The 16420-nt window shown below is 50.1% G+C and carries 14 protein-coding genes; all 14 read left to right on the top strand.

The window, feature by feature from the left end:
• Nucleotides 1-43 precede the first annotated feature (43 nt).
• The 14 genes from rsmH to ftsA are packed head-to-tail and all read left to right on the top strand — an operon-like array spanning nucleotide 44 to nucleotide 16388.
• Nucleotides 44-997: a 16S rRNA (cytosine(1402)-N(4))-methyltransferase RsmH gene (gene rsmH, locus ACWQXP_RS18415; protein WP_454064318.1), complete on the top strand. Its 954-nt coding sequence runs from the start codon at nucleotides 44-46 to the stop codon at nucleotides 995-997.
• Entirely contained in the window at nucleotides 994-1320 is a 327-nt protein-coding gene (locus tag ACWQXP_RS18420; protein WP_454064319.1) for a hypothetical protein, read from the top strand. Before rsmH ends, ACWQXP_RS18420 begins: the two co-directional genes overlap by 4 nt.
• A 15-nt stretch (nucleotides 1321-1335) precedes the next feature.
• Nucleotides 1336-3069, top strand: a complete 1734-nt coding sequence (locus ACWQXP_RS18425; protein WP_454064320.1) for a peptidoglycan D,D-transpeptidase FtsI family protein — start codon at nucleotides 1336-1338, stop codon at nucleotides 3067-3069.
• 17 nt (nucleotides 3070-3086) lie between these two features.
• A complete protein-coding gene (locus ACWQXP_RS18430) occupies nucleotides 3087-4613 on the top strand; it encodes a UDP-N-acetylmuramoyl-L-alanyl-D-glutamate--2,6-diaminopimelate ligase (protein ID WP_454064321.1) in 1527 nt (508 codons plus the stop codon).
• Nucleotides 4614-4630: 17 nt separating this feature from the next.
• The gene (locus ACWQXP_RS18435; RefSeq protein ID WP_454064322.1) at nucleotides 4631-6061 is read left to right on the top strand and encodes a UDP-N-acetylmuramoyl-tripeptide--D-alanyl-D-alanine ligase; all 1431 of its coding nucleotides are present in this window, start codon (nucleotides 4631-4633) and stop codon (nucleotides 6059-6061) included.
• Nucleotides 6062-6120: 59 nt separating this feature from the next.
• A complete protein-coding gene (gene mraY / locus ACWQXP_RS18440; protein ID WP_454064323.1) occupies nucleotides 6121-7197 on the top strand; it encodes a phospho-N-acetylmuramoyl-pentapeptide-transferase in 1077 nt (358 codons plus the stop codon).
• Between the two features lie 39 nt (nucleotides 7198-7236).
• Nucleotides 7237-8658 (top strand): UDP-N-acetylmuramoyl-L-alanine--D-glutamate ligase, encoded by a 1422-nt coding sequence (murD, locus tag ACWQXP_RS18445; RefSeq protein ID WP_454064324.1) that lies wholly within the window; start codon nucleotides 7237-7239, stop codon nucleotides 8656-8658.
• Nucleotides 8655-9851: a putative lipid II flippase FtsW gene (gene ftsW, locus ACWQXP_RS18450; protein ID WP_454064325.1), complete on the top strand. Its 1197-nt coding sequence runs from the start codon at nucleotides 8655-8657 to the stop codon at nucleotides 9849-9851. Before murD ends, ftsW begins: the two co-directional genes overlap by 4 nt.
• A 57-nt stretch (nucleotides 9852-9908) precedes the next feature.
• On the top strand, nucleotides 9909-11000 hold the full coding sequence (murG, locus tag ACWQXP_RS18455; RefSeq protein WP_454064326.1) for an undecaprenyldiphospho-muramoylpentapeptide beta-N-acetylglucosaminyltransferase: 1092 nt from the start codon (nucleotides 9909-9911) through the stop codon (nucleotides 10998-11000).
• A gap of 37 nt (nucleotides 11001-11037) precedes the next feature.
• A complete protein-coding gene (gene murC, locus ACWQXP_RS18460) occupies nucleotides 11038-12420 on the top strand; it encodes a UDP-N-acetylmuramate--L-alanine ligase (protein WP_454064327.1) in 1383 nt (460 codons plus the stop codon).
• 20 nt (nucleotides 12421-12440) lie between these two features.
• Complete coding sequence (gene murB, locus ACWQXP_RS18465; protein WP_454064328.1) at nucleotides 12441-13361, top strand: UDP-N-acetylmuramate dehydrogenase; 921 nt, start codon at nucleotides 12441-12443, stop codon at nucleotides 13359-13361.
• Nucleotides 13362-13375: 14 nt separating this feature from the next.
• Entirely contained in the window at nucleotides 13376-14311 is a 936-nt protein-coding gene (locus ACWQXP_RS18470; protein WP_454064329.1) for a D-alanine--D-alanine ligase, read from the top strand.
• Nucleotides 14312-14325: 14 nt separating this feature from the next.
• Complete coding sequence (locus ACWQXP_RS18475) at nucleotides 14326-15135, top strand: cell division protein FtsQ/DivIB (RefSeq protein ID WP_454064330.1); 810 nt, start codon at nucleotides 14326-14328, stop codon at nucleotides 15133-15135.
• 5 nt (nucleotides 15136-15140) lie between these two features.
• Nucleotides 15141-16388: a cell division protein FtsA gene (gene ftsA / locus ACWQXP_RS18480; protein WP_454064331.1), complete on the top strand. Its 1248-nt coding sequence runs from the start codon at nucleotides 15141-15143 to the stop codon at nucleotides 16386-16388.
• Nucleotides 16389-16420: the final 32 nt, after the last annotated feature.

The raw sequence follows: 16420 nt of genomic DNA on the forward strand, positions 1-16420 counted from the left end.
AATGCGTTGTGAGTGGAAGTGGCGAGATGTGGGAACAAATTGAATGGTTGAAAATGAAAGTGGAAAATTTGAGAAGTGCCTAGATTCTGAGCATGAACACGTCCCTGTCCTTTTAAATGAGATACTTTACTGGATTTCTCCAGCTCCAGGCAAACTGTATATCGATTGCACACTGGGAATGAGTGGGATGGCAGAAAAGCTTCTTGAATCTAGCGGAAATACCGGGAAACTATTAGGTATAGATCGTGATGCTCAAGCGATTGAGAGGGGCCGTCGTGCTCTTGCGCCTTTTCAAGATCGTGTGGAACTCCGACATGCAAACTTTACGGAATTGAAATCCATAGCTATCGAGGCCGGGTTTTCACGTGTTGACGGCATTGTGTTTGATCTTGGGGTTTCCTCTCCTCAATTGACTCAGGCAGACCGCGGGTTCAGCTTTATGAAAGATGGCCCCTTGGACATGCGAATGGATCAGTCGGTTGGGCCGACGGCGGCCGAATTTCTTGTGCATATTCCTGAAAAGGCATTGGAGCGTGTGCTTCGTGAATATGGCGAAGAGCGATTTGCAAGGAGAATTGCTCGTGCCATCGTACAAGAGCGGCAAGAGCCTATTACGACCACGAGTCGTCTCTCTGAAATCGTTCGACGTGCCATTCCTATTCCTGCCAGACGAGGACGTCTTCACTGTGCAACACGAACTTTTCAGGCTCTTCGTATAGCCGTCAATGGGGAATTGGACGGGTTGGCTGATGTCTTGCGTGATGCCAGCTCATTGTTGGGGCCTGGTGGACGAATGTGCGTCATAGCGTTTCACTCCCTAGAGGACCGAATTGTGAAACAGACGTTTCGTGAGTTATCCGCGAAGCCCAGTCCGCAATTGTCTCGTCTCACCAAGAAGCCGCTCACGCCAACACGCGAGGAACAGCAACGTAATCCCCGGTCACGAAGTGCAAAGCTGCGAGTCGCCGAGCGTGTGATGGGAGAAGAAGGCGTATGAAGCGAAGTGGTTTTACGATGATGGTCGTGTTTTTTGGTGCGATTGGCCTGTTGTATGTGTGGATGCGGGTGGACCTTATGCGAGTCGGACACGACATTGAACAATTAAAACAGCAAGAGATTGCCCTTGAATATCGACGAGAAGCCTTGCAGCTTCAACTCTCGCAACTCACGGCTCCTCAGAAGATTGCAAAGGCTGCGAAAGAACGGTTTCAGTTGGAGATGCCTGAGCCTGGTCAGATTGTGATGGTGGCGTCTGAAACGGCGATTGCAGGAAATGGAGTGCCTCCTCAAAAGGCGATGCAGCTCGCGCAAGGTCAATAGCTGAAGGACTGAACGATGAACCCAAATGCCGCAAATGTGAACCAGGTCTGCCGGTTTCGAACAGCCGTCGTGTGTTTTGGATTGTTGGTCGGGTTTGTTGTGATTTTTTCACGTCTGTTTTTTTTGCAAGTTATTCAAGCGAATGAGGGGGCACTTCAAGCGCGCGGGCAACATTTTGAAAATGTGGAAGTGAAGGGAAGTCGAGGTGTCATTGTTGACCGAAACGGAAGTACCTATGCCATCAATGCCAGGGTGCCATCCGTGTATGCAAAGCCGGCCAAAATTCAAGATCATGCGCTGGTTGCCCGAACACTTGCTCCCATCTTGGATATTCCCATCTCATCCTTAACTCGTACGTTGCAGAAGAAAAAGAAAAACATTCAATTAAAGCGCAAGTTGACAGATCCAGAAGCGAAGTCTGTTCAGGCGTTGGCCTTGCCTGGTATTACGGTGAAAATGGAATCACATCGTTTTTATCCCAAGGGTACGGCTTTGGCGCATTTGATGGGGATTGCCGGGAAAGATAGTCAGGGGTTGGAGGGGCTGGAATGGCGTTTTGATTCGTATTTACGGGGTCAGAAACAGATTGTTCAGTTTCAGCGAGATGCATCGAGAGGCAGGATTGCGTTGGTTCATGACGTCGGGCAGCGTCTGCACGAGGGCTACCGTGTGACCCTGACGATCGACGAAGTGATTCAATATATTGCCGAGCAAGAATTGGACGACGCCATGAATCAGGCCAAGGCCAAGCGAGGGGCGGTTCTCGTTATGGATCCAAGGACCGGGGCCATGCTCGCATGGGCACTTCGCCCTACGTTCGATCCGAATCATTATCAGAATTGGTCGAGAGATCACTACGTCAATCGTGCGGTGACTGATCCATATGAGCCGGGATCGACATTGAAAGCCGTGATTGCCGCGGCAGCTCTTGAAGAAGGTAAGTCGAGCCCAGAAGAGTTAATCTATTGCGGCGAGGGCAAGATGCCCATAGCTGGAACCAACATGCATGATATTTCGAAGCATGGGTGGATGACGCTGAACGAGGTCATCATGCATTCCAGTAATATCGGCATGGCAAAAATGGCATACGCTCTAGGGGAAAAACGGGTCTATCAAAGTTTGAGAGCATTTGGTTTTGGCGAACAAACAGAAATTGACTTACCGGGTGAATCGTCAGGCAGGCTGCTGCCGGTTGAAAAGTGGGATTCCCGAACTCTCTCATCTTTAGCGATTGGGCAAGGCGTGAGCGTCACGCCCATTCAACTCTTGACGGCGATGTCGGCTGTGGCCAATGGAGGCTCACTGCTTCGTCCATTTGTTGTCGCACAGGTTGAGGATTCCCGAGGAAACGTGGTCTTGAATCAGCAAATGGAGATACGACGTAATCCAATCTCTTATGAAACTGCGGAAGCCGTGAAGGCGATGTTGACTAACGCGGTGGCACGAGGGACGGGGAAGAATGCGGCGTTGCTCGATTACACTGTGGCGGGAAAGACCGGTACGGCTCAGAAAGTTGATCCACAAACAAAAACCTATTCGCGAACAAAATTCATTGGATCTTTTGTGGGCTTTGTTCCAGCTGAAGACCCTCAACTCGCGATCCTTGTCGTTATTGATGAACCGGAGGGCAAAGGATACGGTGGAGAGGTTGCCGCGCCGGTATTTCGTAAAGTTGCGGGAAAAGCCCTGCGTCATCTGCAGGTGATGCCAAAAGACGGTGGAATTGTGAAAGTCGCAGGATTGTACTAAGCGGACATTCATTAGCTATGACGCTTGCCGAACTTATTCAGCCGATTCACCCTCTCGATACCAAAGGTAACCTCAATGCAGAAGTCTTGGATGTCACCGATGATTCTCGACAGGTGAAGAGAGGGAGCGTGTTTGTCGCAGTCAAGGGAACGCAGGTCGATGGTCATGGTTTTACTGCGCAGGCTTGGGCCAATGGAGCAGCCGGGATCGTTCTGGAAGATGTTGTATCGAAAAGTCTAGATAAGAAGATTAATTCTACCAAGGATCCATCCTCTCCCGTCGTCATTGTAAAAGATTCAAAGCATACACTTGGCGTCTTGGCCTCGCGTCTTCATGGAGATCCTTCTCTCCACCTCAGCATGATTGGAGTGACAGGGACCAACGGGAAAACAACAGTGACGCACTTGATTCGTGCGCTGCTTGAAGGTGGAGGGAAGAAAACTGGTGTCGTTGGAACGGTCGGGTATTTTATTGGGTCAGAGTTCTATCCGGCTTCTCACACAACTCCTGGTGCGGTGCAGTTGCAAAAGCTGTTGGGGGAAATGACTCAAGCAGGCTTGGATGCGGCTATCTTGGAAGTCTCATCACATGCGTTGGCATTAGGGCGGGTGGCGGGATGCGAGTTTGATGTGGCGGTGTTCACGAATTTGACGCAAGATCATCTTGATTTTCATGTGGATATGGAAACGTATTTTGAAGCGAAACAATTACTATTCACCGAACTCTTGATGCCAAATCACAAGGCGACTCCGAAGAAAGCCGTGGTGAATGTAGATGATTTGTGGGGTGTCAAACTTGTTCGGAATTGTCATGTGCCGGTCTGGACGTATGGTCTTCGCGCTGATGCCGACATTCAAGCATGTGATATCGGTTTCTCGCTTGATGGAACGCAGTTTCAGGTGAACTCTCCGCATGGAGCGTTGTCCATCCGCAGTCAACTGGTTGGCGAACATAATGTGTATAACGTGTTGGCCGCGATAGGGGTGGGACTGGAGTTGGGTTTGTCGCCTCAGGCCATCGAATCATCAATAGCATCGGTCAAGAATGTTCCGGGGCGATTTGAACGTATTGATCAGGGACAAGACTTTACGGTCATCGTGGACTATGCCCATACGGAAGATGCACTGCTTCGGGTCTTATTAGCCGCTCAGTCTTTAAAGAAAACCAAGATCATTACGGTATTTGGATGCGGTGGTGACCGTGATACTGGAAAGCGCCCAAAGATGGGGCAGGTGGCCGTTCGGCATAGTGACCTTGCAATTCTGACGTCAGATAATCCTCGAACTGAGGATCCCATGAAAATTTTGCACGATATTGAAGCAGGAATTTTTAAAATTCCCCAACCGATGCGCTCAGACTATCGAATGATTCCTGACCGTCGAGAGGCTATTGAGACGGCCATCGATGCCGCAGAGTCAAACGATATTGTGCTGATTGCCGGGAAGGGACATGAAGATTATCAAATTGTTGGGGCGAACCGATTGGATTTTGATGATCGTCAAGTTGCCAGTAAAGCTCTACGACAACGACTTCGGTTGAAATAGCGAAGGGTCTTGGCTTCATGGCCTCCTTTACGATGGAAGAAATTGTTCAAGCAACTGGAGGTGAGGTGTTGTGGCCGACTTCTCGAGCTCGGGTTCGAGGGGTGACGACGGATTCCCGCCAGGTTCGTCAAGGAGATCTGTTTGTGGCGTTAAATGGTCCACATTTTGAAGGACATCGTTTTGTGAAAGGCGCGATGAACGAGGGAGCTGTCGGTGCGATGATTTCACGAACCGCGTGGGCATCACTATCACCCTGGATACGACGTCGATCACGAACGCATTCATCTATGTCACCGTTTGTGATTGGGGTGGATGACACTCTAAGCGCATATCAAGATCTCGCTTCGTATCATCGTCGCCGGTTTTCCATTCCTCTCGTTGCCGTAACAGGGAGTAATGGGAAAACCACAGCCAAGGAAATGGTGAGTCATGTGTTGGCCAAACGTTGGCGTACGCTTAAGACTAAAGGGAACTTTAATAACAGTATTGGAGTCCCACATACCTTATTGCGGGTATCGCGTCGTTACGAGGCGGCCGTGATTGAAATGGGAGTGGATCAAGAAGGGCAAACAACCAGACTGTGTGAATTAGCGCAACCGACAGTTGGTGTGATTACCAATGTCGGTCCTGATCATCTTGAGTTTTTTGGAACCGTCGATGCCTCGGCTCGTGCCAAGGCGGAACTGCTGCCGGCCCTTCCTTCTGATGGCGTGGCCGTATTGAACGCTGACGATGCCTACTTTCAACGTTTTGCACGACAAGCGTCCTGCCCAGTATTGTCGTATGGATTTTCTCCTCATGCGGATGTGCGAGCAAGCGACGTGGTAGTGCAGCCACGCGGTTCGACGTTCCGTCTCCATCTTCCGAAACGAACCCGCTCTCTTCATGTTCAATTGCGTGTGGCAGGCAACCATAATGTTTCGAATGCCCTGGCTGGTGCAGCGGTGGGCCATGCCTTAGGACTTTCAACTGCGAATATTTCGTTAGGCTTGAGCCAGATGCATGCGGCTTCGATGCGGTCGCAAATTCATCGTGTGAAGGGTGTGACCTTTCTGTATGACTGCTACAACGCTAATCCAGCTTCAATGGAAGCTGCCGTTGATTTGCTCGTTGAGCTGGCGCCTGGGCAACGTGCAATTGCTGTGTTGGGGGAAATGCGAGAATTAGGAGTAGACGAATCAGCATTTCATGAAGAGATTGGACGCTATGTGGCCAGGAAAGACATTGCCTATCTCATTACCTGCGGGAAGCTCGGAGCCATGTTGGCGGATGGGGCAAGGAAAGAGGGAATGTCCGCGTCTACCGTCTGTCACGTTCAACATGTGTCGGATGCGGCAGGTGTATTGCGGAAAATCGTCCGTCGCGGGGATGTCGTACTGCTCAAAGCGTCACGTGGTGTACAAATGGAAAAAGTTTTAGATCTCATGGCGCGGACTAACAAGAGTTGAGCATGGTTCGTTGCTGGTGTCACTACAGGGTGTGTCAAATTTTACGTTAGGTCTCATCTATGCTGTATCTCTGGCTGTATCCGCTCCACACTGAATATGCCATCTTCAATGTTTTTCGGTATTTAAGCTTTCGCATGATTTATGCGGCGATTACGGCGTTTCTGATCGCGTTTGTTCTTGCGCCACCCATGATTAAAAAGTTCCAAGAATTGGGAATTGGTCAGCGGGTTCGAGATGATGGCCCAAGTGGTCATTTAGGGAAAACGGGTACGCCGACAATGGGAGGTATACTCATTATCTTTTCCGTTCTTCTAACAACACTGCTTTGGGCCGATGTCAGAAATCTCTATATTTGGTTGGTGTTGTTAGCGATTGTGGGATTTGGGTTGATTGGATTTGTTGACGACTACATCAAGATTCTTCGAGGTCGCTCACAAGGACTGACCGCCGTGCAGAAGTTGTCTTGTCAGGGAGCTGTGGCATTGGCGATCGCCATGTTTTTTTATTTTTCACCAGGGTATTCGACCCAATTGAGTGTCCCGTTCTTTAAAAATTTCACGCCTGATCTTGGTCTCTTCTATGTCCCATTTGCCATATTAGTGATTGTCGGGTGCTCGAATGCTGTCAATCTAACGGACGGGCTAGATGGTTTGGCCATCGGACCAACGGTCATCGCGGCCATGGCATATACGATCGTGGCGTGGGCGGTCGGAAATAAGTTGATTGCTGACTACCTGTTGATTCCCCATATCGAAGGTGCTGGAGAATTGTCCGTATTGACAGCCTCTATAGTGGGGTCCAGTCTGGGCTTTCTTTGGTTTAATACCTATCCCGCTTCAGTCTTTATGGGTGATGTAGGTTCTTTGCCGCTCGGGTCGGCCTTAGGAACTGTGGCCGTGGTCTGTAAGCACGAGTTGTTGCTCCTGATCGTGGGGGGGGTGTTTGTTATGGAAGCCGTGTCCGTCATCTTTCAAGTGCTGTCATTCAAGTCACGCGGCAAACGCATATTTTTGATGGCACCTCTTCATCATCATTTTGAGATGAAAGGCTGGGAGGAGCCTAAGGTTGTGGTCCGTCTGTGGATTATTGCGATTATTTTAGGACTCTTGAGTGTCAGTACCTTAAAGCTTCGCTAGTACTTTTTTATGTTAGCGACCTTGGAATATCCACATACGATGCCTTCCCTCAATGACACCATGAAGCCTGGATGTCCTAATCTTCGCGGTCAAGTCGTGACCGTCGTCGGCATGGGGAAAAGCGGTGTGGCCGCGGCGCGATTGCTGCAGGCAATTGGGGCGAATGTGACAATTGTCGATGAGCAGGGGGAAGAAGCGCTTTCTCAATCAATCTCCACGTTGACGCAAGCATCTATTCGATTTGTTACCGGGAAAGAGTGGGGGACCGCTCTGGAGCGGGTAGATTGGATTGTCCTCAGTCCTGGAGTGTCTATCAATCATTCTGCCCTCGTGCCTGCTCAACAACAGGGGATTCCGATCATTGGGGAGATGGAGTTGGCCTGTTGGTTTTTAGAAATTCCCATTATTGCTGTGACTGGGACGAATGGGAAGAGCACAACCGTGAGATTGATAGGAGAACTCTTGCAAGCCAGTGGAAAGACCCCCTTCGTTGGTGGAAATCTGGGGGTACCGTTGTCTGAGGCTGTCTTAGTTCATCTATCGGCAAAGGAAGGGGGCCGTGCGTCTTCGGATTTGCCATATGACTATGCAGTCGTCGAGGCGTCAAGCTTTCAACTCGAAACCATTCAGCATTTTCATCCTTGGATTGCGGCTATTTTGAATGTCACTCCGGATCATCTTGACCGTCATGCCTCTTTTGATGAATACCAGGCGGCAAAATGGAAGATGTTTCGCAATCAAACGGCGGAAGATTTTGCCGTCATCAACATGGATGATCCTCTTATTGCAGCGCATGCCGAATCTCTTCCCTCATCGGTCGTCACATGTAGTCTTGGTCGTTCGTTGACTGCTGGCGTGTGGATGGAGGGATCCGCCGTCAGGGCCAGGATTGATGGTGTGGATTATACGGTGGCGGAGCGAGGGCAGATTGCCCTGCGAGGTGACCATAATTTGGCTAATGTACTTGCCGCGACGGCCGTTGGTCTTCTGTGCGAATGTCCACTCGACTGTATCCGTCAGGTCCTTGGTTCGTTTTATGGGGCGGAACATGTCCTGGAGTTTGTTCGTGATCATCAAGATGTCAAATATTATAACGATTCAAAAGGCACGAACGTTGATGCGACAAAAAAAGCTCTCGCCAGCTTTGATGAGCCGATTCTTCTGATCATTGGAGGGAAAGATAAAGGCGGAGATTTTGCACAACTCCATGACCTGATTCAACGCAACGTCAAAATGGTCATTGTCATCGGCGAAGCGGCTCAGCGCATCATGAGTTCTTTGAATGACGTCAGGCCGATGATGAGAGCCAAAAGTCTTTCTGAAGCCATTGGGTATGCCCGAAAAGAGGCGACTGCTGGCGATGTCGTCTTATTTTCTCCTGCCTGTTCCAGTTTCGATATGTTCAGAAACTATGACCATCGTGGGAAAGAATTTAAACGGCTGGTTCACGAATTATCATGAATATTGGAACCCGTATGGGAGCAATCGTTTTTCGCAAAAAAAACATGTCGACCATGACCCCGAATTGGGCTGGATTATTTGATCAACCGCATCGATCGACCTTTTTCCGTTCACTCGATGGGGTCATTCTTGGTGTGACGATTGTATTGGCATTCGGCGGTCTGATTGCCGTGTTTAGTGCGAGCGGGTATACCGCTAACGTGAGATTTGAGTCCTCTACAACCTTATTTTTCCTTCGGCAAGCCATGTGGTTGGCGATAGGGTTTAGCGCACTGTTCTTCATTGCTCGTATAGACTACACCGTGTTGCGGCCTTATATCCCTCGGCTTCTCATTGGATGTCTGGCGTTATTGGCGCTCGTATTAGTTGCTGGTGTGGAGAATAACGGCGCACGGCGGTGGCTTGATCTCTCTTGGTTCTCAATGCAACCTGGCGAGTTGAGTAAATTGGTTGTCGTTCTATATTTGGCCAGTTATTTAGCAAAGTCAGACATGCGAATCACCAAATGGCAGGACGGATTGTTTCAGCCTATTCTCGTCGTTGGTGTGGTGTGTGGCTTACTGGTGTTTGAAGATTTTGGGACTCCAGTCGTTTTAGGGTTGGTATTGATTGGGATGTTGTATGTCGCCGGCGCTCGCTTGCTTCACCTGTCGACCATAGCCTTGGTGGTGTTGCCTCCTTCAGCGGCTTTAATCGTCAATTCTCCGGAACGGTTGGAGCGACTCACGAGTTTTTTACATCCTGAAGCCGATCCTCTGGGTGCCGGCCATCAACTTCTTCAATCGTTTATTGCCTTTAATAATGGAGGGGTGTTTGGGCAGGGTTTGGGGCTTGGTGGGCAAAAACGTGGTTTTCTTCCGGAAGCCCATACTGACTTTGTTCTAGCTTTGATCGGAGAGGAACTGGGCTTCGTTGGAACATTTTGTTTTCTTGGGTTGTTCGTGGTCTTGCTGTTGAAAGGGTTTCGCGTTGCGGCTCAGGCACCTGACATGTTCGGCCGGTATCTCGCTCTTGGTGTCACGTTTTTACTTGGTATCCAAGTGCTCATGAATGCCGGGGTGGTCAGCGGTTTGTTGCCGACAAAAGGGCTAACCCTGCCGTTTGTAAGCTACGGTGGGTCCTCGCTTGTCACCAGTTTGATGGCTGTCGGGCTCTTACTCAGCGTGGCTCGTCAACGAGTAGGGAAAATTTAGTGACTCAGTGGATGTCAGGCGTTCTGGGATTGCGGTTGGTGTAGGTGGTGAACGTCAATGGTGCCCAAGAACATCGTCATTGCGGCAGGGGGAACGGGAGGTCACTTGTACCCCGCCATTGCTCTGGCAAAAGAATTTAAACGACAAAATCCTGAGAATATGATCACATTTGTCGGATCTGGAAAACATTTAGAAAACACTATTTTAGCTCATGAAGGGTTTGCTGTAGCCCATATTGATGTCAAGGGGATTGTGGGCCTTGGAGTCTGGGGTGGTGTACGAAGTGTCCTGTTGCTTCCCAAAGCGATTTGGCAGTCGATGAAAATTCTGCGTGATCGATCGGCAGACTTGGTGATTGGAACCGGCGGGTATTTTAGTCCGCCTGTGGTTTTTGCAGCAGCTTTGTTGGGCATCCGTCGCATCATCATGGAGCCGAATGCTGTGCCTGGATTAGCCAATCGAGTGTTAGGTCCGATTGCTGATCGTGTTTTTCTGGCCTTTGACACAGCCAAAGAGCATTTTAACAGTGCCAAAGTTCGGATTGTGGGAACTCCGGTGAGAGAAGAATTTTTTCAAAAGACGGAAAAGAGACAGGATCAACAGAAGAAAATCGTGTTGGTATTTGGAGGAAGTCAGGGGGCGAAGGCGATTAATACGGCCGTGGTCGAAGCACTTGGAGTTTCCTCTGTTCTTCAGGACACGTGTTCCTTCATACATCAAACCGGTGTGTCTGATTATGAACGGATACAGTCGGCTTACAAAAAATCCGAGTTCGAGGTGGAGGTTGTGCCCTTCCTGTATGACATGCCTCAGGTACTCAAGTCAGCTGATCTCGTGGTCTCGCGATCGGGGGCAGGGTCGCTCGCGGAGCTGGCGGCCTGTGGGAAACCATCAATTTTGATCCCATACCCTCACGCGACACATGGCCATCAGGAAAAAAATGCAAGGGCCGTGGAGGCGACGGGGGCAGCGGCGGTCATTCTCGAATCTGAGCTCACGGGTGAACGCCTGGCTCAAGAGATTGAACAACTTTTGAGTCAGCCAGAACGCTTGGAAGAAATGAGTGCGAAAAGCCTGGACGGTCGTAAGGTTGATGCGACCATGCTCATGATTCAGGAATGTCAGCACTTGATGCGTTCGATGGCGTAAGACGAGAAACGCGTCGCCGAGGGCGGAAAGAGGAATTATGTTTAGGAAAATTCAAAATATTCATTTTGTAGGAATTGGGGGAAGCGGCATGAGCGGGATTGCCGAAGTGCTGCTGACCTTAGGCTATAAAGTGTCTGGGTCCGATATGAATCAATCGGATACAGTCCGTCGCTTGGAAGCGATCGGAGGGAAAGTGTTCATTGGTCATCAGGAATCGAATGTGGAAGGCGCGCAAGTCGTGGTGGTTTCCTCCGCGGTTCCGGACTCTAACCCGGAGGTCCGAGCTGCAAAAGCGAAAGTCATTCCAGTTATTCCACGAGCTGAAATGCTGGCCGAATTGATGCGGTTGAAATATGGCGTCGCGATTGCGGGTGCTCACGGGAAAACCACAACGACGTCAATGGTCGCCACGATTTTGGCGCAAGCAGGGCTTGACCCAACATTTGTCGTTGGCGGGAAAGTGAATGCCGTTGGGACACATGCTCGTCTTGGGCGAAGTGATCTGTTGATTGCCGAAGCTGACGAAAGTGATGGGTCGTTTCTTCGTCTTTCCCCATCAATTGTGGTGGTCACGAATTTAGATCGTGAGCATCTTGATTATTACGGGACTATGGAAGGCATTCAAGAAGCCTTTTTGGAATTCATTAATAAAATTCCGTTTTATGGTTTGGCCATTCTTTGTGCAGATGATGAGTGGGTCCGCGGTCTCCTTCCGAAGATAACGAAACGGTATCAAACCTATGGATTGCATGACTTTGGCGGATCGCTCACGCCAGATGTCTATGCATCGGATATGAAAGCGAATGATCGAGCCGTTGAATTTCGTGCACATTTTCGAGGGAAAAAATTAGGGCCGTTTCGTCTACCCATTCCGGGCAGTCATAACGTGTCGAATGCGTTGGCTGCTATTTCCGTTGCGTTGGAATTGGATGTGTCGGTGGACCTCATACGAAATGGGTTGGCCGCCTTTTCGGGAGTCGAGCGGCGGTTTCACATACGAGGTGAAAAGGCTGGGATTATGGTGGTGGATGATTATGGTCATCACCCGACAGAAATTCGGGCCACGCTTGCGGCATCAAAGTCGGCATGGGATCGTCGAGTCGTGGCTGTCTTTCAGCCGCACCGTTACACGAGGACTCGCGATCTCGCTGATGAATTTTCTAAAGCGTTTGAACAGGCAGATGACGTCTATGTGACCGATATTTATCCAGCAGGAGAAGCTGAGATTCCTGGAATTTCAGGAGAATTAGTGGCGGATAAGATTCGGGGAGCCGGGCATGCTTCGGTTTATTGGGTCAATGGAAGTTCGGATCTTGTTGAGCAGGTGAAAAAGAATTTACAGCCGGGTGATGTCGTCATCACGCTTGGCGCTGGAGACATTTGGAAGTTTGGTAAAGACTTGTTAGCGAGTCTCTCATAGCCGCATGTTGTTATGACGCAATGGGGCACACCGACGTATTTGATAGACGGTCTTTTCGACAAGTGCTGAAAGGTATTAATGGAGAAATCAAATTTCATGAGCCCTTGGCCGCCTATACATCCTTGCAGATTGGTGGGCCTGCTGATGCTTTGGTCTTTCCAGCTGATGTTGACGACCTATGTCGGCTTGTTCGCCAGGCCAAAATGGGCAACGTGCCGGTGTTTGTCTTGGGCGGCACGAATGTGTTGATCCGAGATCGAGGAATTCGAGGTATTGTGATTCAACTAAAACAACTCAACCAAATTCGGCTTGAACCCCATCATGTGCTCTATGCTCAGGCCGGTGCGCGTATGCCGACGGTATTAGGGTATGCCACTCGTCATCAGTTGTCAGGCCTCGAATGGGCTGCTGGTATTCCTGGCACAGTGGGAGGGGGCGTGATCACCAATGCGGGAACGAAGCTTGGGGAAATGCGGGATGTGCTCACGGCGATAGAACTCGTAACAGATGCTGGAATACGTAAATGCATTGACGCGTCAAAGTTATCGTTTGCTTACCGATATGCCCGTGTGCCTAAGCGCGTCATTGTCGGGGCATGGTTTCAGTTGACTCAGACCACGAAGGAGCAGGTGGAGTCACTCACCAAGCACTATCTTCGGTACCGGAAGGAAACTCAACCGCTGACATTGCCGAATGCCGGTTCAGTGTTTAAGAATCCTCAAGGACAGTCTGCAGGATCGTTAATTGAACAGGCAGGACTGAAAGGGACTCGAATTGGCGATGCTCAAATATCCCCGAAACATGGAAATTTTATCGTCAATGTGGGTCAAGCCCGGGCAGGGGATGTGATGCGTCTCATTCGGAAAATTCGGCGCATCGTATCGCAAAAATCCGGAGTGACTTTAGAGCTCGAATTAAAGACTGTTGGAGAATCGTCATAGGTGTGCGTAGGGTAATGATGACTAAAAAACGTATTCGTGTTGGCGTGATTATGGGAGGGCGATCGGCGGAACGTGACATTTCGTTACAGACAGGGAATGCCGTGTGTGCGGCGCTGACCCGGCGAGGCTATCACGTGAAACCAATTGAAGCTGATTCAACCTTACCCTGGTCGTTACGGTCCAAAAAGATCGAGGTCGCATTTCTCGCCTTGCATGGTCGTGGGGGTGAAGATGGGACGGTACAAGGTCTTCTTGAAGTGTTGGGAATTCCCTATACCTGTTCGGGTGTGCGGGCCAGCGCGATTGCCATGGATAAAGCGTCGACGAAATCAATTTTACAGGCGAATGGTATTCCTGTTCCTCGCGGGATTGTTTTGAATCGTGAATATCCCAAGCGAATCCTCCCTGCAGGACTCAAGTGGCCTGTGGTGGTGAAGCCCAGTAGCGAAGGTTCCACGATTGGGGTTTCGATTGTCAGGAGTTCCAAGACGTGGCGCTCGGCCCTTCGTCGTTCGTATCGATATGATTCGAAGGCCATTGTCGAGAGCTATATCGAAGGCCGTGAAATTGCCATTGGTGTTATTGACGGCAAAGCCCTTCCTGCAGTCGAAATTCAAGCGCCTGGGGGATTCTATGATTATCAGGCGAAATATAAGAAGTCTGATACTCGCTACGTCTGTCCTGCGTCATTACTGAAAGGGCCATTGAATCGAATGCAAGTTCTGGCGGTCCAGGCGTATGAGGTTATTGGCTGTGAAGGGGCGGCTCGGGTGGATTTTCGGCTGAGCCGGCAAGGTCGTCCAGTCATTTTGGAAATTAATACCATTCCAGGTATGACCGAGCGAAGTCTGCTTCCAATGGCCGCGGCTCAGGCTGGTTTAACCTACGATGAACTTGTTGAGCGTATGCTCAAGAGTGCGATGAAGAATCAACCGAGTCTCTTTGCCTAAAGAAAGGTCTGCTGATGCTTCGCCCTCGCCAGAATAAAGTACGAAAAAATCAACCCGTTCGCAGCCCCGTACGACGACGCCAAACTCGGAAGAAAACCATTTGGCAGAAACTGATGCGTTGGGTCATGGTCATGGTGTTAGCGACTCTTTGCATCGTGGGAGTGTGGGAATTTGATCGAGTTGAATCTGTGGCCATGAGTTTGACCACTGTTCAGCATGTCACGATCGTGGGATTGAAGGAATTAGAGCGAAAAGACGTCTTGGCGAAACTTGATCTCTCGCCTGAAACAAGCTTGTTTGAGGTTCAGCCGGAATCGATTATCTCGCATCTCAAGTCACATCCTTGGGTTCGGAATGCGGTGGTTGAACGAGTCTTCCCGCATACTTTGGCTATTCGAATTGATGAACGAGTACCGGCAGCCATTTGGCAGTCTGAAAATGTTCGCTATCTCCTCGATGATCAGGCCCACGTTCTTTCTGTGTCCAAGAAGGATCAATTTCCTGGATTACCGACGTTACTTGGGATTCCTGGAGATTTTGCTGTAGCTGGAGATCACGAGGTTCAGCAGAAGGTTCGTGATGGCATTCTGATCGGACGTTTATTGTCGAGTGGATTGACCGCCGTTCCGACAATACATGTCGACCAGCCGTCGATAATTGTCGCGGACACACAAGATCTTCGTTTTCAATTCGGAGATTCGATTGAAGCCCAGTGGCAGAGGTTTCAAGCGTTGTATCCTTCCATTGAAACACAAATAACTCATGAGGCGACAGAAGTGGATTTGCGGTATCCAGGAAAAGTGATTCTTCGAAAAAGGGAGTGATAGACATGTCGAAGAAAGAGCGCATCGTTGTCGGCTTAGACATCGGAACAACAAAGATCTGTGCCGTGGTGGCAGAGGTTCTTGACGATACCTCGATCAATGTGATCGGTGTCGGAAACAGCCCGTCGCGTGGACTTCGTAAAGGTGTGGTCGTCAACATTGAGAGCACCGTCGAGTCCATTAAGAAGGCGGTGGAAGAAGCGGAGTTGATGGCCGCAGTGCAAATTAATTCGGTGTATACCGGTATTGCCGGGAGTCACATTGCGAGCGAAAGTACGCACGGGGTGGTGGCGCTGAAAAAACGAGAAGTCTTGAATGGTGATGTGAATCGGGTGATTGAAACGGCCCGGTGTGGTGCCGTTATTCCTGCTGATCGTCGCGTGCTTCATGTGCTGCCGCGCGAGTTTATCGTGGATGACCTCGAAGGCATTCGTGATCCGATTGGGATTGCCGGGTCACGCTTAGAAGTGGATGTCCATATTGTGACCGGGGCGGTGACATCTGCGCAAAATCTTGTTCGGTGTGTCAATCGAGCTGGACTTGATGTGGCTGATATTGTCCTGCAACCGTTGGCGTCCAGTGCGGCGGTGTTATCACCGGAAGAGCAGGATCTTGGAGTGGTGATGATTGATCTTGGCGGCGGGACGTCAGATGTGGCGATTTATGTCGACGGGAGTATTCGTCATTCGGCCGTGATTCCGATCGGGGGAAATCATTTGACGAGGGATCTGACGGTGGTCTTGCACACCTCTCATGCTGATGCTGAAAAAATTAAAATCCTGCATGGCGTCTCATTATCTGAACAAGTCAGCGATGAAGAGAGCATTGCGGTGCCGAGTGTGGGAGGTCGCCCGCCTCGGTTGGTCTCACGCAGTCGTATTGCTGAGATCCTTGAACCGCGGGTGGAGGAGATGTTTGATCTCGTCCGTCGAGAAATTCGTCGTGCAGGGTATGATGGCATGCTCGTTGCTGGTGGAGTCATTACCGGCGGGACTTCGCTGCTTCCCGGTATGGCGGAAGCCGCAGAACGAATCTTGGACTTACCGGTTCGAAGTGGAGGTCCGACCGGTATTGGGGGATTACGAGATGTGGTGAGCAATCCCATGTATGCAACAGGAGTCGGATTGATTCTACATGCGATTAGCCATGAACATGTGTTGCAAGGGGTGGGAGTCGGAGGAATAAGCATAGGAGGAGGACGGTGGTCTTCGGTCTTGGATCGCATGAAAGACCGGGTCATGAGTTTCTTCTAAGGTCCATGATGTTGAGTGTACTGAAGATCGGC

The sequence above is a fragment of the Candidatus Nitrospira salsa genome, from assembly GCF_965152625.1.